Raw genomic sequence first — 21009 nt, 5'->3', positions numbered from 1 at the left:
TTTCCTGTTCGTCAACCGCCCCACCGGTGCTTTGCCGTTTTACCGGTGAATCAGGGCCTAAAACCGGTATTTCCGCTCCAAACGCGATGTCACCCAGCTGCTGGTTGCGTCTTTCATTCACCGGGTTCGCGTTTCTATCCCTCTACTATCTTTCTGGAGATGGATATAATCACCCCCAGCAAGCCTCCCCTTCGTCTTGCGCTGATGCACAGCGAGACCTTTTCCCCGTCGAGGGTAGGAACATGAGTGAACCAATCGACGAATCAGAAAACTCCCGTTTGGAACAAAGTGACGACTTTGATTTGCAGTCCCGCGCACACTCAACTCAGCATTCCAGCCCCCTCTCTCCCGCAACATCGGGCCTAGACGAAGGAAGCGAACGCACAAAAGTCGTCAAACCGGACAAGTACAAACGGCCCACGCGGATGCCAGTCGACTTGGAACCGGCTCAGCGAGAAGATTCCATTGGACGTTTAGGGCACTACGAGATCCTAAATATTGTCGGCTACGGCGGCATGGGTGTTGTCGCTCGAGCCTTTGATGAGCAATTGCATCGCAATGTTGCCATCAAAGTCATGTCCGAACGGTTGACCACAAGCGAACGAGCCCAAAAACGTTTTCTGCGCGAAGCTCGCGCGGCCGCAAGCGTTAATCACCCAAACGTCGTCACCATTCACGCCGTTGCCGAAAAAGACGGCGCACCGTATTTGGTGATGGAGTTTGTTGAAGGACAAACGCTGACCGATCGAATCACGCAAGATTCGCCGATGGGCTATGAGGATGTGCTGCGCATCGGGGCGCAAATCGCTTCCGGACTCGCTGCCGCGCATCGCCACGGCATCATCCATCGTGACATCAAGCCCGGCAATGTCATGCTGGAAGACAACATCGAGCGGGTCAAATTATCCGACTTTGGCTTGGCGCGTCTGCTTGTCGAGAACTCTGATCTGACCAGCCTTGGTGACATGGTTGGCACACCTTCATACATGTCGCCTGAACAGGTCGAAGGCGAAGAGCTGACCGAAGCGAGCGACCTATTCAGTCTCGGCTGTGTGTTGTACGCAATGTTCCATGGACGAAGTCCCTTTCACGCCGGGTCGTCGTACGCCAGCGCCGCCCGTGTTCGCAGCTTCGCACCGCCACCGGTGTCGTCATTCATTGATGGGATCCCACCGGAATTTGACCAGTTGATGACAACGCTATTGGCCAAGAATCCCAAGGGACGTCCGAAGTCAGCACAGCAGGTCGCCGATTTGTTGCTCAGCTGGTCCGCTCATTCGCACCAACAACGTTTGACCTCGTTCCATCTCCCTGTGCCTCTTCCGCGGCGATCACTCAGCTCGGTCTTGCATTCCGACCGCTGGCTTCGGTCGTTCTCAGCGGTGCTGCTGGTATTGGCATGTCTGGCAATCGGATTAGCCGGCTGGAAATGGAACCAAGGTGATTCGCCAGGCAACACCTCGTCGACGTCTCCTATTTCACTTTCAGAAGATCCGTTGGAAGATGGAATCATCAACGTTGACTTGATCGGCGGAGAAGTCAGTTCGTTGCGTGAAGCGATCGCGTTGGCGACCCCGGGGACGACGATTCGCATCGGCCCCGGAACTCACCAAGGGCCGTTCGATATCACCGATAGGGAGCGACTTGAAGGATTGAAGTTAATCGGTTCCTCAGGCGCCCGATTAGAAGGCCCTCTCGCAAGCCCTGTCGTCAGGGTTGTCGATGTCGCAAACGTGACCATCGATGGCCTGACAATCTCAGCGAGTGACGTACAAATGGGACTTCACGTCTCCGGCAACTGCCCGGGATTGGTCGTGCAGAATTCTCAGTTGCAAGCCAAGAGCACCGAATCGCACGGCTGTGAACTTGTACGGTTTGACTTCGGGGCGTCCGGTACCGACGAATCACCGATGCAGATTCATCACTGTGAATTTGATGCCGGTGCAGTCGGAATTGTGGTCGGATCGCACGACGTGTCAGAAGCTCCCGTTCAGCATGTTCTCGTCCATCAAAACCATCTTCGCAATGATGAGAGCCACTACGGAATTCCGATGGTGATCCAAGGCCAGGTTCGTTCGGTGCTCGTCGAACGAAATTGGATGTCGCAAGGTGAAGCCGGATTTAGCTTCCGATTTCCAGTGGCTCAATGCGCCCAACAAATCAATGTCCGATACAACACATTCGCAGACGTTGACATAGCGATGTTTCTAAACGACTCTGAGCTCGATCAAGACGTCCGCTTCGATGACAACTTGATTGCCGATGCGACCACGTGTCAAACAATCAGCGGAAACGTGGACCGGTATTTTCAGTGGTGCGCAGAAAATCAATGGGTTGAAACCCGGTCAATTCTGCAACCGGCGATTCGCGAATACTTTACGATCATGAAACCGGATGAATTTAAGTCGCTCGACAAAGACTCACCCGATTATTTAGTCCCGATCGAATCTAAAAGTAAGAATATTTCGGGCGTCTACGCGCAAGCTCGTTAGACTATGCTGCAGCAGTAGCCGAACGGCACCTGCCAGATGTAGACATAGTTAACTGGAGTTTGAAAAGGCAATCACGCTTTGAACCACAGTTTTGCCGTTCTGATGTGAAAGAAAGGTTCTTAGCTTCTGTGATGACAATGCGATCGAGTCGGCAAAGTGCTTCCTGGGAACGAGAGCACCTACCGGCCTTTTGAACATTCGCCTTTGAAATACTCCTATCAGCTTCGCTTATTAAGCCTTGAGCTGTCTTTCGTCTGGCAAACGTGGTTCTTCAGCCACACGTCGTCCGGGTACGCTCCGTTTGAAATCCATTTGATTTAACGTCGAAAGTTGGCTTAATGAATTCAATCCAACGAATTCATAGCCGACACATCCTGAGCCAACAATTTCCATCACCGAATTGAGATAAAAATTGAGCGGCATCCCGATGTTTTTCCCGAGTAAATCAGCCGTTGTTTAACGGGATTTGGCTTTCACACGGAGCCTGTCGAGTCGATTTCCTACATCATTGACGATCAACATGTCCTGGCAAATCACAAACAGTAATCCGGCTGAAGGTCTATCGCAATCCGACGACCCTAGAGTCCAGGACGGCCCCCCAGGGCCAACGGATTCCATCTATGTGGACTCGGCAATGTATGGCTCCGCAAGAGACCTAGAAGGATCGATGTATGCCTTGAATGTTCAAGGAAATCCGCTCGCTCCAGAAGCTCGCGTGTTCTACCAGGAAGCAGAATCATTTTCTCCTGACTCCCGGATTTTCTATCCTGAAGCTCAAGCGTTTTCTCCGGACTCATACATTTTCTACCCCGAAGCTCAAGCCTTTTCGCCAGACTCGAGAGTCTTCTATCCGGAGGCTCAGGCATTTCAACTGGAATCGAATGTCTTTTACCAAGAGGCCCCCTTCCTGCATGAACAAGGCTACCCGCCGTACCCGAATACCGAGCTAGCTCAGGGACCAATTTTGGCACAACCGGCGATGTATCTTCGATCGGCAATGTATGTCCAATCTTCGATGTACTCGGGTCAGACGTTCGCGGCGGAAGGTGCGGGTATCCAACGAACAACCATCTACTCCCCCAAGCTCATCGAGTCGAAAGGTTTAAAAACCAAACCGGGGCAATCCGATCATGACGAAAGCTGGCCCATCGGTCGACCGCTGCGGATCGCCCACCTAAATGCCGCATTGATTCCTGCCGGAATCGAATACTGGCTGGCGTCCCTGGCGCGCTACAGCAACCCCGCGCGTTTGCAATTTTTGCGAAGTGTCGTCGTGACCAACTGGGTCGACCCACGACAGATCTCAAGAATGGGTATGCCGGTGGAAATCGGAGGCCGCGAAAGCGTGATGCGGGCTGCCAAAGATTGCGACATCATGCTTATCTCGGACCCTGGACCAAGATCGCATGAAGTCTGCCAATGGCTCAAAGAGTCGCCTCCGCCAATCTCCATCTTCATTGCGCATGGCGATGCCGACTACACCCGCGACCGCCTATCGAAAGTCGGCGAAGCGGTCGACCATATCATTGCGGTCACCGAACACGTGCGAGAAGAGGTCTGCGAAGGCTGGCCGGTTTCTGTGGTCCTCAATGGCGTCGATCCACACCGACTGGTACGGACGCAGCCACGTTCGGTTTCGCGTGAAGCCTTGGGCTTTTCTGACGATGACTTTGTCGTCGGCTTTGTCGGTCGGTTCAGTGAAGAAAAGAATCCCGATCTAGTCCTCAGCGCGCTTGCCAGGCTTCCACGCCAATGCAAAGCCCTTCTGATCGGTTATGGGCCGATGCGTGATAGCCTGCTCGAACAGGCCATGAAACGTTTGCCTGGGCGGTTCGTCATCACTGAAGGAAATGGCGACCTGGGCGACTACTATGCATCGATGGATACCTTTGTGATGCCGTCTCGGTTTGAAGGCTATGGGTTGGTCGCCATGGAAGCCATGATGGCCGGCGTTCCGGTCATCGGCACCCCATACGGCATGGTCGCCGACCTGATCACCGATGGTGTCAACGGTGCCGTGGTCGCACCGGATGCCGGCGAAATCGCAGCCGCGATCGAAAAACTTAGATCGTTTCCGACGTACCGAAACGCGATCATTCAAGGCGGTATCGAGCTAGCCGAGAAATATGGCTACGCCAGCGAGATGGCCCGAGGATACGAGGACCTACTTTCCAAACTTTGGCTCAAACGAAAGGCGGCAAGCGATGCCAATCGGTAGCTATATGGCGATCCCGACATTGGCAACCGAACTGATACATCAACGGCCTAGCAGCGTCTTAGACCTGGGCATGGGCTTTGGAATGATGGGAATCGCGGTTCGTCAGTGGCTTGACCTTGGCGTGATGCCATGGAAAACCAGCTTGGCGGGTGTCGAGGTTTGGGGTACCTATCGAAATCCCGCATGGGATCTTTACGACGTCATCTACGTCCGTGACATACGCGAGCACCTTGCCCTGGAAACCTTGTCCTACGACTTAGTGATCATCGGGGATGTCATCGAACACTTTGTCGATCAAGACGCCGAAGCCGTCCTGGAAGGCATGAAGCAAATCGTTAATGAAGGCGGATCACTGATCGTAATCACACCTGATGACGCGATGGAGCAGGGGGCGGCTCATGGCAATCCTTACGAATGCCACCGCTCGGTCTGGCTCGCGGATCGCCTTCGTGATCACGGCTTTGAGATCCTGCTGGATGCCAACACACCGCAGCTTCCACCGGCACCACCGACGGTGGTTGCGAAGTGGACGAATCGTTGATCAAACATTTCGCTCGATCCAAATCTGCAAGCGTCACTACAGAGGACGCTTGCAATCAAGCAATGTGCCGCAGGCTATTTCGCTTTGCGTGCGAACGCCCGTTTTAGCTCATCCAGACTGGTCAAGCCTCGGGCAACCGTCAGTACGGCTTCGGTCTGTACGTTGTGAAACCCTTCGGATTTCGCAATCGCAGCTAGCCGAGCCATGTCCTGTGTTTTGGTGATCGCGTCACGCAGTTGTGGCCCCGGGACCAAAAGTTCAAAGATGCTGATCCGGCCGAAGTAGCCGCGTCCCTGGCACATCGGGCACGGGGTGATTGGTGCAGGACGACCATTTTCGTCGACTTGCTGTTCTGGTGGAGGCGGGATGAATGGCTGGTACAACAGCGCGACCCGACCCTGTGGAATTCCCAATTGCTGCAGCAACTGTGGCGGAGGCTGGAAACCGATTTTGCAGTTGTCACAAAGCCGACGAACAAGTCGCTGGCTCAAGACACATGCCGTCTTGGTTGCGATGTCTTGCCGGTGATCCGGATAGGCAGCTACCAATCGCGCGAACCCTTCGATAGCGCTGCTGGCGACCAATCGAGTGATGATCTTTTTGTCCAAGCTTTCAACTTGGCCGAGCGCCATCTTGAAGGTGTCGGAGTCAACCTTCTCGGGGAACATGTAGACGTCAGGCTCTTTCAGGATCGCCTTTCGCAAAGCTTCCGAAGCGGTGATCCCGGTCGATCCGCCGTAGAAGTTCGGGTTGATGTTGATGATCTCTGGCTCGGGACGAGACTGTTCTTCGAACGATTGAAAGTCACGCACCAGACGGTCAGCGGCACCGATGGCAATATTCCAAGTCGTCGTCAGACCTTCGCCTTTCGGAGCGGTGATTAAGGCGATGTCGCCATCGGAGTTAAGGTGCTGCTTCAGGGTCGCGACCATTTTGTCACGCATGCCCAAATCGCCAAGCGTTTCAAATGGCACCTGCATGGCTTCCAAACGCATTAAGACGCGTTCGCCAGTTGGAACACCTTGTGACTGCAACAGGATGTCGAACTTTTCCTTTTTCAGCTTTGCTTTCACCGATCCCGATTGTGCGCTGCGACGATCGGCAGGGTTCATCAAGCTGACCTGCTTAAGCGCGATCAGCATCGCGTCACTGCTTTCCCGATCCAGAGGCGGCAACTGTTCCCACTGACCATCGATCATGTAGCGAATCGAACTGCCGGCCGCGGTAAAGTCAAAGAGCACCTGAGTCGCCCGAGACTGAATCGCGTGCGACACCTGACCGGCCGCGATCGCGAAACCGGCTCCTTGGCGAGCTCCAATGAGAAGTGCCTGAGCTTGCGAATTGTCACTCAGCTTTGGGGTGAATTCGACCGGCGCGACCGATTGCCAGAGCTGTGGCTGAACATCTTGTGGCATTAAAGACAGAATCGATGAAAAGGGAACGAAAGTAAACGAGTAGCACCGCTGGTGAATCCGAGCGTCGAGCGACCAGCATGGATCTAGCGACCGTCATGGGGTCCGATGACCTCAACGGGGGTTTTCCACGCAGAAACGGTCGGCGTTCTAAACCATAACCTACCGTCCGGAGCGGCGTCATCGAAGCGGACATCCGAACATTGAAGAACCGGAAAATGTCCGCCTATTCTAATTCATCTCGCTAGAAACGCACCGTCGATTTGGCGACGGGCCTGTGCCTAATTGGCGGATGATACAGAGCCGTCTGCCTTGGACAGCGAGCGATCGCTGTTGGAAAAGCCCAGCGCAGGCTGTTACAGAATCCCTGGCGCTTTAACGTCGATGCCTTTGAGGGCCATTTTCAAGGCATCCTTGTTTGGCGCGACGGCGAAAGCTGTTGGGCGATCGATCAATTCGTCGTCGATCAAACCTTTCAGACTCATCGTGAAGTCCTGCATACCGTCTTCGGCACCGATCCGAATCGCATCGGGCAGCTTTTCGTCTTTGCCTTCGAGGACCAACTTTCGGATGGTCGGATTGAAGGTCATCACTTCGCAGGTCGGGACTCGCGAAACGCCTGGCTTGATGCTCTTGAGCAATTTCTGAGCGACGATGCCTTTCATATTGAAGGCGATTGCACTGCGAATGGCGTTGTGCATTTCCTCGGGGAACAAGTCCAAAATACGACCGATGGTGGTCGACGCACTCGCAGCGTGAATCGTCCCGAAGACCAAGTGTCCGGTTTCTGCCGCGTGAATCGCGGTCATAAATGTCTCTTCGTCACGAAGCTCACCGACCAGAATGATGTCGGGGTCTTCACGAACGGCGTGCTTCATCCCGATGTTAAAGTCTTTGACATCCTGCCCCATTTCACGCTGGTTGATCAGGCATTTATCCTCGGTAAAGATAAATTCGATCGGGTCTTCAAGGGTCAGAATGTGTTTCCGGTACAGCGAGTTGATGTAGTTCAACATCGAACCGATCGTGGTACTTTTACCACTACCGGTCACCCCGGCGAGCAGCACCATTCCCTGTTCAAAGTGGCACAGCTGCTCGATCGAATCGGGCAGGAATAAGCCGCGAAAGTCAGGGATGAAGTTGTTAATTCGACGGGCAACCAAACCGATATTGCCGAGCGATTTGAGCATATTGACCCGGAATCGCCAGCGTGTCCCGTCAACATCGCACAGGTACGCGAAGTCAGCCCCGCCTTCTTCTTCAAAGATCAACAGGTTTCGCTGATCCATCATTGGCAGCAGCAAGTCAACCATTTCTTCGGAGTCGATCGGTCCCCGATTGAGCGGTTTCAGCTCGCCACCGACACGGACCATCGGAGGCTGGCCGACTTTCATGTGCAAGTCACTGCCCTCGAGTTTCACCAACGCGCGGAAGAACTTGTCGACTTCCAAAGCATCGCGTTTTTTCAGCAAGCTTTGACGCAGACGATCCTTAACGGCTTCCATCGTTGTCGGTTGTGAAACGCGAGGAGCCGAAGGGGCTGATTTGCCGTTCTTGTGAGCCATGTAGTCTTATGTTGCTGATAGCGAAAAGATTGCCGCGAAGCCGTTTCAAAGAGTTTCAGCGGTCAGTCAAGTAAAAGGTTTCATGCCGATGGACGACGTCCCACCGGTAGCCCGAACGCATCGAGGTCCGATTTCGGAGGCGTCCGGATGCATCATTATCCCCATTCTAGGCCAAGCGATCCGTTACTCAACGAATTTCGCTGGCGACTCGAACGTGAATCTACGCGGATTAGCGCGAGTTTGATCCGGGACCGCACCCCACGATACCCCAAAACCGGTGGAGTGTTTTCACTGTATTTCGGCAAATGGGCGAGGGTTGTTGCAGGCTGAGCTGAATCCAGCGCACAATACGCGGCAAGTTTTCCTCCCCTCGTCCAAGATTTCACGTTATTACATCGGAGTTCTCCATGGCGCGTCCCGTCACTCTTTTTACCGGTCAATGGGCAGACCTTCCGTTCACCACGATGGTGGAGAAGACCAAGGGTTTCGGCTATGACGGGATCGAATTGGCTTGCTGGGGTGATCACTTCGAAGTCGACAAAGCGCTCGCCGAAGACGATTACTGCGACAACAAACGAAAAGCTCTCGACGATGCCGGACTTCAATGTCACGCCATCAGTGCCCACTTGGTCGGCCAAGCCGTCTTGGACCGGATCGACGAGCGTCACCAAGCCATCCTGCCGGACTACGTCTGGGGTGACGGTGACCCAGCGGGTGTGAACCAGCGAGCCTGTGAAGAACTGATGAACACCGCCCGTGCGGCACAGAAGTTCGGCGTCGAAGTCGTCAACGGATTTACCGGAAGCAGCATTTGGCACCTGCTGTATTCGTTCCCACCGGTTCCCCCCAGCATGATCGACGACGGTTTTAACCTGCTAGCCGAACGCTTCAATCCGATCATGGACGTTTTCGGGGAATGTGGAATCCGCTTCGCCTTGGAAGTCCACCCGACCGAAATCGCGTTCGACATCTACACCGCCGAACGCGCCCTCGAAGCACTCGACCACCGTCCCGAATTCGGTTTTAACTTCGACCCAAGCCACCTGATCTGGCAAGGTGTCGACCCCGTCAAATTCATTCGCCGATTCCCCGACCGCATCTACCACGTACATATCAAAGACGCGATCGTCACACTCGATGGGATGAGCGGTATCAACTGCAGCCACATCAACTTTGGCGACGCCCGACGCGGATGGGATTTCCGTAGCCCCGGACGCGGTGGTGTGAACTTCGAAGAAATCATTCGCGCGCTCAACGACGTCGGCTACCAAGGCCCACTGTCGATCGAGTGGGAAGACAGCGGAATGGATCGTGAGTTCGGTGCGACCGAAGCTTGCCAATTCACCAAGAAGCTGGACTTCTCGCCAAGCACGCGAGCCTTCGATGCGGCATTCGACGAGTCAAACGACTGATCGTCGTCACGCGTGCCCTGCGAACACATGTCCCGCAGGCACGTGACGCCACAACCTGAAAACGCTTTCCCATAGCCTTAATCCGGTACCCACCGCCCCAAAAGCGGTTGCCTGGAGACGGTCAATGTGAAATGCGTTCGAAGACTTTAAACGGCTGTCCGCCTCGTCGAAATCGACAGATTCAGTCGATATCAATTGGGCGACGGCCGTTTTAAATTCAAAGGCTTAAAATGCACCGGCTGCCGCAACTGTGTTTCTGAATCTGCAGGCATTCACATGATCAAAATTACTGTCAACGGTTCAGCGGTGGAGCTGGAATCGGAAATGAGTGTCGAGCAGTTGCTTGACACCGTCGACGTTCCACCAAACTATTTAGCCGTCGAAGTCAACGCGGATGTTGTTCCCCGCGAAAACTACTCCAGCGTTACCGTGCGTGACGGCGACGACGTCGAAGTCGTCACGTTGGTCGGTGGCGGCTGAGCCAGATATCCACTCCCAATAATCACCAGATTTCCGTGTCGCTCGCACAGCCAACCGAACCCGATCACTCCCAATCCGCTGACGACACGCCCTCGTCAGGATCCGTGCTGCGGGTCGGCAACCACGAATTGAGCAGCAGACTTATCGTGGGAACGGGGCGATACGACACGATGGAACAGATGCGCGACAGCTTGGATGCGTCGGGCGCTGATTGTGTCACCGTCGCGGTTCGACGCGAGCGGCTGTACGAGCGTGGCGGCAAGAACATCCTGGACTTCATCGACCTGGATCGCTTTACCTTGCTGCCTAATACCGCCGGCTGCTACACCGCCGCGGACGCGATTCGCGCAGCACGTCTGGGCCGGGAAATCCTTCGTACACTCGGAAATCCTGGCCACGACTGGGTCAAACTAGAAGTCCTCGGGGACAGTAAAACGCTGCTTCCCGACCCGGCCGAAACCGTCGCCGCATGCACGGAGCTATTCAAAGATGGATTCCAAGTGCTTTGCTACACCAGCGACTGCCCCGTCACAGCACAGCGGCTCAAGCAAGCTGGTGCGGCGAGTGTCATGCCGGCGGGAAGCCCGATCGGCAGCGGACAGGGCTTACTGAACCCAAACAACCTTCGCATCATTCTGGAATACCTCAAAGAGGACGATCCGGATTACCCAGTCATCATTGACGCAGGTGTCGGTACGGCCAGTGACGTTAGCGAAGCGTTTGAACTGGGAGGTGATGCCGTGCTGCTAAACACCGCGATCGCACACGCCCGTGATCCGGTCCAAATGGCAACAGCGATGAAGCACGCCGCGATCGCAGGTCGGCATGCCTACTTGGCTGGGCGAATTCCCAAGCGACTTTACGGCACCGCTTCAAGTCCGACCGAAGGGGTCATCAGCACACGTCCCTATCAATAGGACAGCATTGGACTCAATACAGGCGGGCAGCTTACGAGGCTGAAAGATAACTTCTTACGAGTGCTTCGTTCCAACTCGCTTTTAAGATTCGCCGTATGGCATTAGCCACGGTTTCAGTGCAATAACCGGGGCTAACGCCCGTCGGCTGATAACTTCAGCCGGACTATTCTTCTTCAGCGTCGGGTTTTTCTAAGGTTGTCAATTCAACAACGCCGCTGATCGCGATCGCCAACCTGCCCAAGATCGCGAAGTACAAAAATGCCGCGATGATCGACAGCACAACGCCCAGCCCGACCGCAACCGGGCCTCCTGATGAAAAGACAAAGTAGGCGTACAAGGTTGCAAACAGCACGCCGGTCGCGAAGTAAAAGATGCCCCAATCCTCTTGGCATCGCATTAAGCTTTTCGACACGTCAGGCGAAAAGGGCATCGTGACCGTGCCCATGTCCAGCATCGAAAGCAAGATAATCGGAAATGCTGCGTAGACGCAGAACATCACCAGCGACAACGTCATGATCGTCGGAACGCTGAAGAGCATCGATATCGCGTAAGCCGGGCCGACCGAGATCGCCGTCGCCGCTATCACCAATGCCAGTGTTTCGAACCACGACGTAGGGTCGACGGTAGGCCAATCCTCGACACGATCGGTATCGTTCGCCACCGAAAACAGGATCGCAAAGCCACATGAAACGGTCAGCGTGATCCCGAATAGCCCCAGCGGCATCAACAAGATCGACAGCTTGGGGTAGGGCGAAATCAACGCGGCCGGCACGGCCAAAATTACCGACAGGCCCAACAGGTGAACGATTACGCCGACATCCAGAAAGATCCCAAACACGCTTTTCAACCAACTTGCCGTGCTGATGGTGTCGAAATCCATCGCCAGCTTTTGCTCTTCGTCAGGCTCCTCTCGGGCCGCGTTTTCTAAAAGCTCTTCGGCGCTACGTGCCATCGGGTCCGCCGGGCGATTCGGCGAATCGTTGTTAGTAAATCGGAAGGTCGCTGCGGTTTCGAGGCTAGGTGCTTCCTTCTTTTTCCGCGGTGGCTTGCCGACCTTGAACTCCGAATGGCAATCACCACACTTGACTGTTTTGCCGCTTTGCGAGGCATTGACCGAGATCATCGATTCACAGACCGGACAGCGAACTCGAAACTCGTTTTCGTATTCGACCTTTGGCGCCGACTGTTGAGCGGCCGGAGATGATGATCCCAGAGATGATGACGCAGCCGGAAACTGCTTTTCGAAAGCTTCTAAATCAGGGATCGAATCAAAGGGATTGTCAGCCGCCGGGCGATCGACAAGCGGAGCCATCGCGAATGGATCGTCATCGCTGGCATCGGCAGATGGTTGTGCTCCTAAGCCTGACGTGTCGATTGATTCAAACGGGTTGTCTGAATCGACATCCATGACTTCGATGTCATCGGGTCGTTCTTTTGAAGGCTTCTGCGGTGCGGGTGTGCTCAATGGATCAGAAACGATGTCTTGTTGCCCGATTTCCAGTGGCTCTTCAGCCTTCGGTGCCTTGTCAGTACTGTCGCCAAGGCTCAGCCAATCCTCGTCTTCTTCGCTAGCGCGTGGTGCACCGGAACCATGGCTATCTAAGATCGCCGGAGCCAGAAATGCTTTCTGGCAGCTCGGACATTGCACACGCATTCCGGCCTGCTCCGCTTGGATCGAGACGGCGGAGTGACACTTGGGACAATGCACAACTTGCGACATGGAGCAATACAACTGAGCGGATCAAACAATACGCCGGAAACTGTCAACGGCGGCGACCCTTCTATGATAACAACCGGCATCGAAAGCAGCAGGCGTCGTCAACAACACGCACTGCAAACAGAAAGCATTGCAAACGGTGTCGTCGCTGCCGTCCAAAACACAGATCGCAGCAGCATTGTTTGCGACAACCCTGTTCGCGACAGCCTGTTCGCGACGGCCCGAACTCAGTCACCCACTGACCGCGGGGCAGAGTCTCGCTAGCGACGCATGATGGTGTTGGCCAAGCTTTCCCAAGGCGTGGTCGATACCTGAGTCACTTGGATGCGATCTCCCGGACGCAGGCAGTAGTCGGTCGTCGGATCGATCGTGTCTTCGTCGGTGAAATGCACCACCATCTTCGCCCCTTCGATCGAATCTGGAGTCGGACGGTAGACGGTTGCTTCGATGGAATCGAGTTTGCTTAGCAAGCCAGTTTGAGTCAAAAGTTCGCTGACAAACGCTGACTTCTCCCCCGGTGGCAACGGCAGGACGCGAATCGGCTCGCTGTCATTTGCCACCTGTAATACGACCGCGTTCTGTGCCTTTGCTTGGCGAATTTTCTGATAGGTCTCCATCGTCATCGATCCGCTCGCGGCATAGCCGAGATTGGCTTCTGAGCCGTCAGCCATCCGAAACTTTGACTTTTTCTTTGCGAAGGGATTTAGCAAGCTGGTGCTGGGCGACATCAAATCCACAGATTTTGCCCCCGGCGTCTTCAACGAGGAGCAGCCAGTGAAATTACAACAGGCAACAAGCAAAGCGATCGAGCAGAGAAGCTGATTTCGGTAGGTCGACATCATGTTTCGCATCAGGGGGGAAGCCCGATCTCCTGGCCCCGGTTGATCTCGGGCAGTGGACTCGTTTCCAAACGAGCTGAGGGCCTAGGAAAGTTATTCGGCCTGTGTTTTCGGATTCTTTATGAATCTCTACCGATTCGCTCAAGAAACCCAAGCTTCAAATACGTCACAAGAATGGTTCTTTCGCCGAAAGGCCAAGGTTTGTATAGTTTGCCGCTCTGCAGTGTTCCGCCAGGTGTCGAATCCGAGAATCCCGATTCTCTCCACCTTCAGGCGGCATAGCGAATCCGGGCTTTTCCGGCCACGCTTGAATTGCTGCAAACTGTTTATACAGAACACTTTAGTGACAAGCTTTCCCGGCATAGCATGCTGCCCGGGTGCTTCAGACAGACACGATTAACGATTGAATCGAGGAGACCCGTCGAATTCGACGGGGAGCGGTGCTATGGCACGTCAATGTGAAGTTTGCGGAAAGAAAGTTCAAATGGGCAACCGCATCGAAACCCGCGGTAAAGCGAAATACCTCGGTGGTGTCGGTACCAAAATCACCGGTATCACTCGTCGCAAGTTTGTCCCCAACCTGCAAAAAGTACACGTCACCACCCCTGAAGGTGAAAACAAGTCGATGCGTGTCTGCGTCCAGTGCATCCGCAGTGGCGCGATCCGCAAAACGGTGAAGACTAAGCCCTTTGATGTTAGCGGCGCTAAGTAGCAGCGACGCCGGGAAGCAACGCGTCCGCATTGTGCAACTTTGCACTGCGAACCGTTGCCAAATCTCAAGTGCCAAATTCCTCCAGCGCCAAATTGGCCGCGTGATCGGATTTCTCACATGGCTTTGACTACCGAAGATGCCGCGAAGCTCGCCCTCCTAGCTCGACTTGAGCTTTCACAGGAGGAACTTCAGCGGCTGGCACCACAGCTGGAAAGCATCCTCGGGTTCATCGACAAATTGTCCGAGCTCGACACATCAGATGTCGAGCCAATGACAACGGCCCTGGACGTGGATAATCGCTGGCGTGAGGACGAGCTCGTCCAAGGGCTCGAGCGAGAAGCCGCACTGGGAAATGCCCCAGCCTCCGACGAAGAATGCTTCCGCGTTCCACCAGTCCTGGGCTAACAACCTGCAAAACCAGCGGGCACGTACGTTACCTTCACGTAGTGAAGGGCGACAATTGGGATCACAGCAACGCTGCCGCTGCAAATCCCGTCTAAACCCACCGCCAAGCGGTGTTGCAGATTAATAGAAGTTGTACGAACTGTTGTTCGGATCGAAGTCTTTGTCGGTCAGACCGACGTTGACTTTGAGATTGAGGTAGTTGTACTCCTCAAGCACCTCTAAATCAGTCTGACCCGGCTTTGGCCAATCGTACGCGATGTAGCGAATCGGCAGGTTCAAAGCTTCGTCCATGTAGACTTTCGCTTGATAAAACAGCAGGTCGGGACGACGTGAAGGCTGCGTCACGGTTAGCAACATGCAAGGTCGATTGTTGATCTTAATGCCGCGCCGCATTTCTGCTTGAACGTCGGGCAACTGGCGAGCCTGCTCGCCACGTTCGATCAACTTAACGAGCAAGTTCTCGACACCGATTTCGGTCATCGGATAGCGCTGACCACGCATCGCCAATGCACCGGTGGGCGACAGCTGAACGGTCGGCAAGAAGCGGCCTTTAAAGCCACCTTCGTGAGCGATGATGTTGCCTTCGTTGGCACCTTCCACATAGATCACCTCACGACCTTTGACAGTCGAAGGCTTCAAAAAGCTGAGGTAAACGCTCAAAGGCTGCACCACGCGGCCGTTGTTGACCTTGCGGCAACGAATCTTGGCCGACATGTATTCGTGCGGCCCCAGCGTATCGCCGATACGCTCGCGTTTGACCAACAGAGCGGTGTAATCCGATACGCTATCGCGGCATAAATCCAATGACTGCCGTGCCTGCGAGATCGCTGCGTCCAGGGTCGATATCTTGACCGGCGCTGCGGGTGTGATACTGGCATTGGCAACCCGGTGAACAGGCTCGACCAAGTGCGGAGGCTTCGCAAATGCCTGGTTAGCGACTGCAGCCGCTGCGAACGATCCCGTGAGGGAGAGGAATTGACGTCGTTGCATCCCGATTGCTTCCTTGCGTGCTCGAGAATCCGGAAATTCGACCTGGGATTCGTATCGCCGCATCTGCCGGGGAAAGATAAGTGGTTCCACGCGCGAGCATTCATTCGGACCAACCGTTTGCTTCCCGATCAACCCAACAATCGCGCCAGATGGATCATGCCAAGGGAAAGGGAATCGCCGTCGTGTTTGCAATAACACGCATGGACCCCGCTTTTAGCACCCCTGAATGTCTGTTTTCCAGATTGATCCGAAATTTCCTCAAGAGGATCGGCAAAAAAAACCGACCGACGGCTTCCGCGAAATGCCCTTTTGGTCGCCCAGCACCGTTCTGACCACACCTTGCGCGGCACCGTGATAAATGGGATGCTACGCAGTACCATTTGAGTTTATCGCTGGCGCGGATTCTGTTTCGACAACCATGCCAGACTTTACCTTCAAGGATTGCATTGCTGATGTCCGGTCGACCCAACCCCCACGCTACGCCTCTGCCCGAACCATCGACCATTCCAGAGAAAGGCTGGCACTGCGGCCACTTTCTGTACCGGTTCCGTCGTGAAGCGATGCCACACGTTTTGTCACCGGGCTGCGCCGAAAGCTTTCGCTCGGCACTTTCGCCTTCCCCAGAGACAAAGCCCGAACGACTGGCTGCGTACTGGATCAGTGGTCACGAGGCAGACTTTGCCATCGTCGTGATGGACCCAGACCCTGCAAAAGTCGACGCGGTTCACCAAGCCCTGATCGCGCCGCCTTTGGGACAATTCATCACACCGGTCTGGTCATTCGTTTCGATCAGCGAAGTCAGCGAGTACGTCCCCTCGATCGAAAAGTACCGTGAACGACTGATCAAAGAAGGCTCCGCCGAAGGCAGCGATGAACTGAACGCAAAAGTCGCCGCCTATGAACGACGCTTGCCGATGATGAACGAACAGCGGCTCCGTCCCGAGTTTCCCGATTGGCCAGCGGCGTGCTTCTATCCGATGAATAAGTCTCGCGTGCCTGACGCGAACTGGTTCATGGAATCGTTTAGCGATCGCAACTCGATGATGGCCGAACACGCCCAGAGCGGAATCGCCTTCGCTGGCAAAGTCTCACAACTGATCACCGTTGGCGTCGGCCTCGATAACTGGGAATGGATGGTGACTTTGTGGGGACGTAACCCAGATTATCTGAAGGATATCGTCTACAAGATGCGATTCGACAAAGCGAGTGCCAAGTACGCTGAATTTGGCCCGTTTTATGTCGGATATCGAGCCACCGCGAATGAAATCCTGCACCACTGCAAAGTCGTGTAGTGCCGGTCGCCCTCGTGTAGCGCCGAGCCGCTTGGATCAACTCAGTTTGCCAAGCGATCAAACGCTTCTTGGTACTTTGCCGCCGTTTGCCGAATAATCTCTTCGGGCAATGGCGGGGGTGGTGAATTGCGATCCCAGTCGGACGCCATCAACCACTCACGTACGAACTGCTTATCAAACGATGGTTGCGAGTGCCCGGCTTCGTAGGTTGCGGCATCCCAAAACCGCGAAGAGTCGGGTGTCAGGACTTCGTCGATCAAAATCGGCGTGTCGCCGTCGACCTGTCCGAATTCGAATTTGGTGTCCGCAATGATGATGCCGCGTGACTTCGCATACTCGGCTGCCTGACGATACAAACGCAACGTTTCGTCACGTAGATGCAACGCCAGGTCGCTTCCGACATCGGCAATCATTCGACCGATCGTGACATTCTCGTCATGCCCTTCTTCGGCTTTGGTCGCCGGAGTGAAAATCGCTTCGGGAAGCGCAGAACATTGCGTCAGGCCTTCGGGAAGCTTGTTGCCGCAAACCTGCTGGTTGTCTTGGTATTCCTTCCAGCCACTGCCTTCCAAGTAGCCGCGAGCGACGCATTCAAAAGGCACCACGTTCGCTTTTTTAACAACCATGACGCGGCCAACGAGTGGCTGGACATCAAACCGCTCGGCCAGTTCAGCCGGTACTTCAGTGGAGATCAGGTGATGCTCGACATCCAGATAACCAAACCAGAACACGCTCATCTGAGTTAGCAGCTTTCCTTTGTCAGGAATTCCGCTCGGCAGGATGTAATCGAAAGCACTAATTCGGTCGGTGCTGACAACTAGCAGCGAATCGCCCAACTCATAGACATCCCGCACTTTGCCACTACGCCTGGGCAATGGCAATTCGGTTTCCAGCAGCGCACCAAGGGCGTCGAATTTATAAAGTGCCGAACTCGACATCATTCACCACAGGTTTAAAGGCGACCGTTCAGGTGACTTCAATTTGAAGCCAGCTAGGCCCGGCGAATAGAGATCTGCAAACACTCATCCGCGGACATCAATTCGGGCATTGTTGGTGATCTGCCTCAGCTTCACAACCACACCGAGTCACGGGCGACCCCACCTGGGATCCCCTCTTTTGAGTTACACACGAACCGTGATTCATCTCGAAATCCCAAGCGTCGCATTTCCGTCGACGCGCCAGCGCGATTGGTTGCGATCAGGGGCCTAGCGCGAGCGTCGTTTGAGAAGAAGCGATGAATTATACATGCACGATTTCCGGCCCGATGACCAAGTTTTCGCGGATGAGTTCAGCAGCGCAGACGCGACGTTCACGTGGCTTAATCGCGAACGCTTTCCACCAGTCGCGTTGATGTCGGAGTCGGGGTAAACTGAGCACCCCGAATTCGGATCTTTCAATACCTGCTTCAGTCTCGGATCGTTCAGCGCACCCATGGGGCAATTTCACTTCGCCGTCCCCCCTGATTCGACGCTGTTGCTAAAGCAGACGCTGTGGAAGGATGCTTATATTTGCGGGATCGAAGGTGTCCCCTGGGAATGCAGGCAAGAAAAAGCGAAGGGCATTCTCTCAATCAGCCGCCCTGTCGAAACGTCGGGCAAGCTGTACCTCACCTGCCCGACAAAAGGCTTGGGATACCGAACGCTCTCGACTTGCACGCTGATGCCTTCGTCCGAGCCGTATCCGCTGTTTCTGGAACTGGCTCGCGGCAGCTGTTACCGCGCACGCGTGCAATCGGACACTTGGCAACGAGCGGGACTTTCACTTGGCGATCGCTTCGGTGAACTGCTTCAACGTGGCACCGATCAGTTTCTCGACGCGGTCCAACAGCAAGACGATTTAAGTGCCTGCTCACAATCGGCACTGCAAGCGATCGCGACATTGGAAAATGCGATCGCTGACCTTGGCGAATCCTTCGCATTGCAATCGATTGCCTATCGCAAACAACGCGAACCACAGCTCAACACATTGCTGGCCGGCAGTGTCGTTCCGCCTGCTCCCACACGCTCGCAACACTCGGCGCGTTTTGCAAAAGCATTTAACACCGCGGCCGTCCGGCTGAACTGGGGCATGATCGAAGAAGAAGCCGGACGCTACGAATTTGATAAGAGCGATCGGACGATTCAATGGTGTGCCGAACAAGGAATGAAAATTCTCTGTGGGCCGCTGTTGGATTTCCGCGATGAGATGATGCCGCCTTGGTTCTATCTGATCGAAGATAACTTTGAATCGTTCCTGTCCTCGGTCACGCAATTTACCGAACGCGTGGTCAGCCGATATCGTGGTTCGGTTCAGCTTTGGAATTGCGCCACCGGATTGAATACCCCCGGGCCGATCCGCTTGGACGACGAACAAGTGATGCGGCTTGCCGTGGCGATCTTGCAAACGGTCCGTCGCATCGACCCCAATACACCCGCAATCATCTCGTTCGATCAACCTTTTGGTGAATACCTGGCAAAGCACCGCGACGGGATCTCGGCCTTGCATTTTGCCGACGCGATCGCCCGCAGCGGACTCGGAATGGCAGGGATTGGCCTCGACGTTCGCCTGAACTACGGCAGCGACGCGACGCTCCCCAGATCGGCACTGGACTTTGGCCAAATGATCGATCGCTGGGCAACACTTGGCATCCCGATGTTGGTGCAATTGACAATCCCAGGTGACTGCGGAGAAGACACCAACGCCAAGGTCAAAACCCCAACGCTGATTGTTGGTGACAATAAAGCAGAATTAGCTGCCAACCAACTCCGCACGGCCGGTCCATTAGTCCGTACACTGTTGGCCAAGCAAGTTGTTCATGGAATCGTTTGGGATGGCTGGGCAGACAACGAACCACACGTCCAAGCCCACTCCGGTGTAATCAACGCCGAGGGATTCCCAAGGCCGATCCTGGACTACTTTGAACGCGTTCGCGAAGAATTATTGACTTAGCGGTCTAACTAAAACCAATTGGAGAGTACACGCATGTTGTCGTTTCGATGGATGAGGAACTTGGCGGCGATGCAGGCGATTGTTTTGTCAGCTTGCTGTGTTGCTCAAGAACCAAGCGATGAGCTATCGATCAAAGCGGTCGGCGAAGTTGAATTGGTTCAAGACGGCTTCACGTTCACCGAAGGCCCGGCCTGGGAACCAAAATCGAAAACGCTGTACTTTTCAGATATTCCCAACACCGCCGTTCATCGCCTTCGTCCCGATGGAACGATCGACAAGTTCACCGATCAATCGGCCCATACCAATGGAATCCTGATCGCGGTGGACGGAAATCTGCGAGCCTGTCAAATGGACGGGCAAGTGGTTCAGTACGATTACGAGACCGCCGAAGCCACAGTGCTGGCATCGAAGTTTGGCGGACGGCGCTTCAACGCTCCCAACGACCTCATCGTCGATTCGGTAGGCGGCATCTATTTCACCGACCCATTGTTTAGCGCCCCCACACCGCTACCCCAAACGATCCAAGCGGTTTATTACATCGCTCCCGAAATCGCGGGAGAACGCAAAGTCTCACGTGTCAGCTCTGACATCAAGGCTCCCAACGGCATCGGGCTTTCACCCAAAGGCGACAAGCTTTACGTGTGCCCGAGCGCTCAATCGGAGATGTTGGTATTCGATGTACTCGGCCCGGGCAAACTCAGTCCGGCGAAAACGTTCTGCTCGCTGAAACAACCCGACGGCAAGTCAGGTACAGGAGCAGACGGGATCACGCTTGATGTCGAAGGCAACGTCTATATCACAACCGATTTGGGAATCCAAATCTATTCGCCCGAAGGCAAGTTGGTTGGATTGGTTTCGATCCCACAAAAGCCAGCCAACGTTTGCTTCGGTGGTGAAGACTGGAAAACCATGTTCGTCACCGCACGCACCGGCTTGTACAAGGTTCAAATGCCGATCGCTGGGCTGCACTAACTCCTGCTCGGCTCGACGCCTGACGTGTCCGTTTGGCCCCTGGAAACAAAGCCACGCAGTACACGATCGTCTGATACCGCTAATAAAAACACCCGCCTTTGAATACTTGGCGTCACG

At 54.7% G+C, this 21009-nt stretch carries 17 protein-coding genes; 11 read left to right on the top strand and 6 right to left on the bottom strand.

Going from position 1 to position 21009, the window contains the following annotated elements:
* Positions 1 to 242: 242 nt before the first annotated feature.
* The 3 genes from LOC67_RS17445 (at position 243) to LOC67_RS17435 (ending at position 5251) form a co-directional block, all read left to right on the top strand.
* Entirely contained in the window at positions 243 to 2492 is a 2250-nt protein-coding gene (locus LOC67_RS17445; protein WP_230263934.1) for a serine/threonine-protein kinase, read from the top strand.
* A gap of 520 nt (positions 2493 to 3012) precedes the next feature.
* Entirely contained in the window at positions 3013 to 4710 is a 1698-nt protein-coding gene (locus tag LOC67_RS17440; protein WP_230263933.1) for a glycosyltransferase family 4 protein, read from the top strand.
* Positions 4711 to 4714: 4 nt separating this feature from the next.
* Positions 4715 to 5251 carry a methyltransferase domain-containing protein gene (locus tag LOC67_RS17435; protein WP_230263932.1) on the top strand — a complete coding sequence of 179 codons (537 nt, stop codon included), beginning with the start codon at positions 4715 to 4717 and terminating at the stop codon, positions 5249 to 5251.
* A gap of 74 nt (positions 5252 to 5325) precedes the next feature.
* Here LOC67_RS17435 and LOC67_RS17430 read toward each other — a convergent pair whose 3' ends face one another.
* Together LOC67_RS17430 and LOC67_RS17425 are read right to left on the bottom strand one after the other, a co-directional pair.
* A complete protein-coding gene (locus tag LOC67_RS17430) occupies positions 5326 to 6666 on the bottom strand; it encodes an ATPase, T2SS/T4P/T4SS family (protein WP_230263931.1) in 1341 nt (446 codons plus the stop codon).
* 353 nt (positions 6667 to 7019) lie between these two features.
* Positions 7020 to 8228, bottom strand: a complete 1209-nt coding sequence (locus LOC67_RS17425; RefSeq protein WP_230263930.1) for a type IV pilus twitching motility protein PilT — start codon at positions 8226 to 8228, stop codon at positions 7020 to 7022.
* Positions 8229 to 8635: 407 nt separating this feature from the next.
* Between LOC67_RS17425 and LOC67_RS17420 the strand changes: the two genes are divergently transcribed.
* From LOC67_RS17420 to LOC67_RS17410, 3 genes are all read left to right on the top strand, one after another.
* A complete protein-coding gene (locus LOC67_RS17420; protein WP_230263928.1) occupies positions 8636 to 9640 on the top strand; it encodes a sugar phosphate isomerase/epimerase family protein in 1005 nt (334 codons plus the stop codon).
* A gap of 276 nt (positions 9641 to 9916) precedes the next feature.
* A complete protein-coding gene (gene thiS, locus LOC67_RS17415; protein ID WP_230263927.1) occupies positions 9917 to 10120 on the top strand; it encodes a sulfur carrier protein ThiS in 204 nt (67 codons plus the stop codon).
* 104 nt (positions 10121 to 10224) lie between these two features.
* Positions 10225 to 11037 carry a thiazole synthase gene (locus tag LOC67_RS17410; protein ID WP_230265072.1) on the top strand — a complete coding sequence of 271 codons (813 nt, stop codon included), beginning with the start codon at positions 10225 to 10227 and terminating at the stop codon, positions 11035 to 11037.
* Between the two features lie 163 nt (positions 11038 to 11200).
* Here LOC67_RS17410 and LOC67_RS17405 read toward each other — a convergent pair whose 3' ends face one another.
* Together LOC67_RS17405 and LOC67_RS17400 are read right to left on the bottom strand one after the other, a co-directional pair.
* Complete coding sequence (locus LOC67_RS17405; protein ID WP_230263926.1) at positions 11201 to 12757, bottom strand: MJ0042-type zinc finger domain-containing protein; 1557 nt, start codon at positions 12755 to 12757, stop codon at positions 11201 to 11203.
* A gap of 257 nt (positions 12758 to 13014) precedes the next feature.
* Positions 13015 to 13482 carry a hypothetical protein gene (locus LOC67_RS17400; protein WP_230263925.1) on the bottom strand — a complete coding sequence of 156 codons (468 nt, stop codon included), beginning with the start codon at positions 13480 to 13482 and terminating at the stop codon, positions 13015 to 13017.
* Between the two features lie 556 nt (positions 13483 to 14038).
* Between LOC67_RS17400 and rpmB the strand changes: the two genes are divergently transcribed.
* Both rpmB and gatC read left to right on the top strand, forming a co-directional pair.
* Entirely contained in the window at positions 14039 to 14305 is a 267-nt protein-coding gene (rpmB, locus tag LOC67_RS17395) for a 50S ribosomal protein L28 (protein ID WP_094411023.1), read from the top strand.
* Between the two features lie 117 nt (positions 14306 to 14422).
* On the top strand, positions 14423 to 14710 hold the full coding sequence (gene gatC / locus LOC67_RS17390; RefSeq protein WP_230263924.1) for an Asp-tRNA(Asn)/Glu-tRNA(Gln) amidotransferase subunit GatC: 288 nt from the start codon (positions 14423 to 14425) through the stop codon (positions 14708 to 14710).
* Positions 14711 to 14830: 120 nt separating this feature from the next.
* Here gatC and LOC67_RS17385 read toward each other — a convergent pair whose 3' ends face one another.
* Complete coding sequence (locus tag LOC67_RS17385) at positions 14831 to 15700, bottom strand: DUF1571 domain-containing protein (RefSeq protein WP_230263923.1); 870 nt, start codon at positions 15698 to 15700, stop codon at positions 14831 to 14833.
* A 452-nt stretch (positions 15701 to 16152) separates the two neighbouring features.
* Here LOC67_RS17385 and hemQ point away from each other — a divergent pair, with 452 nt between their 5' ends.
* The gene (gene hemQ, locus LOC67_RS17380) at positions 16153 to 16992 is read left to right on the top strand and encodes a hydrogen peroxide-dependent heme synthase (RefSeq protein ID WP_230263922.1); all 840 of its coding nucleotides are present in this window, start codon (positions 16153 to 16155) and stop codon (positions 16990 to 16992) included.
* Between the two features lie 41 nt (positions 16993 to 17033).
* On the opposite strand, the gene LOC67_RS17375 is transcribed toward hemQ, so the two are convergent.
* Positions 17034 to 17933, bottom strand: a complete 900-nt coding sequence (locus LOC67_RS17375) for a phosphoribosylaminoimidazolesuccinocarboxamide synthase (protein WP_230263920.1) — start codon at positions 17931 to 17933, stop codon at positions 17034 to 17036.
* 490 nt (positions 17934 to 18423) lie between these two features.
* On the opposite strand from LOC67_RS17375, the gene LOC67_RS17370 reads away from it, so the two are divergent.
* Complete coding sequence (locus LOC67_RS17370; RefSeq protein ID WP_230263919.1) at positions 18424 to 19920, top strand: endo-1,4-beta-xylanase; 1497 nt, start codon at positions 18424 to 18426, stop codon at positions 19918 to 19920.
* A gap of 33 nt (positions 19921 to 19953) precedes the next feature.
* Positions 19954 to 20892 carry an SMP-30/gluconolactonase/LRE family protein gene (locus LOC67_RS17365; RefSeq protein WP_230263918.1) on the top strand — a complete coding sequence of 313 codons (939 nt, stop codon included), beginning with the start codon at positions 19954 to 19956 and terminating at the stop codon, positions 20890 to 20892.
* Positions 20893 to 21009: the final 117 nt, after the last annotated feature.

Origin of the sequence: Stieleria sp. JC731 (assembly GCF_020966635.1) — a bacterium.
GTDB lineage: Bacteria > Planctomycetota > Planctomycetia > Pirellulales > Pirellulaceae > Stieleria.
This window is presented reverse-complemented; position numbering and strand designations above follow the sequence as displayed.

Coding starts and splice junctions, on each gene's coding strand:
- LOC67_RS17420 (WP_230263928.1), top strand. CDS start 8,636: ATGGCGCGTCCCGTCACTCTTTTTACCGGTCAATGGGCAGACCTTCCG.
- LOC67_RS17435 (WP_230263932.1), top strand. CDS start 4,715: ATGGCGATCCCGACATTGGCAACCGAACTGATACATCAACGGCCTAGC.
- LOC67_RS17440 (WP_230263933.1), top strand. CDS start 3,013: ATGTCCTGGCAAATCACAAACAGTAATCCGGCTGAAGGTCTATCGCAA.
- LOC67_RS17445 (WP_230263934.1), top strand. CDS start 243: ATGAGTGAACCAATCGACGAATCAGAAAACTCCCGTTTGGAACAAAGT.
- LOC67_RS17405 (WP_230263926.1), bottom strand. CDS start 12,757: ATGTCGCAAGTTGTGCATTGTCCCAAGTGTCACTCCGCCGTCTCGATC.
- LOC67_RS17375 (WP_230263920.1), bottom strand. CDS start 17,933: ATGATGTCGAGTTCGGCACTTTATAAATTCGACGCCCTTGGTGCGCTG.
- LOC67_RS17370 (WP_230263919.1), top strand. CDS start 18,424: ATGGGGCAATTTCACTTCGCCGTCCCCCCTGATTCGACGCTGTTGCTA.
- LOC67_RS17400 (WP_230263925.1), bottom strand. CDS start 13,482: ATGTCGCCCAGCACCAGCTTGCTAAATCCCTTCGCAAAGAAAAAGTCA.
- LOC67_RS17365 (WP_230263918.1), top strand. CDS start 19,954: ATGTTGTCGTTTCGATGGATGAGGAACTTGGCGGCGATGCAGGCGATT.
- thiS (WP_230263927.1), top strand. CDS start 9,917: ATGATCAAAATTACTGTCAACGGTTCAGCGGTGGAGCTGGAATCGGAA.
- LOC67_RS17430 (WP_230263931.1), bottom strand. CDS start 6,666: ATGCCACAAGATGTTCAGCCACAGCTCTGGCAATCGGTCGCGCCGGTC.
- hemQ (WP_230263922.1), top strand. CDS start 16,153: ATGTCCGGTCGACCCAACCCCCACGCTACGCCTCTGCCCGAACCATCG.
- LOC67_RS17385 (WP_230263923.1), bottom strand. CDS start 15,700: ATGCAACGACGTCAATTCCTCTCCCTCACGGGATCGTTCGCAGCGGCT.
- rpmB (WP_094411023.1), top strand. CDS start 14,039: ATGGCACGTCAATGTGAAGTTTGCGGAAAGAAAGTTCAAATGGGCAAC.
- LOC67_RS17425 (WP_230263930.1), bottom strand. CDS start 8,228: ATGGCTCACAAGAACGGCAAATCAGCCCCTTCGGCTCCTCGCGTTTCA.
- gatC (WP_230263924.1), top strand. CDS start 14,423: ATGGCTTTGACTACCGAAGATGCCGCGAAGCTCGCCCTCCTAGCTCGA.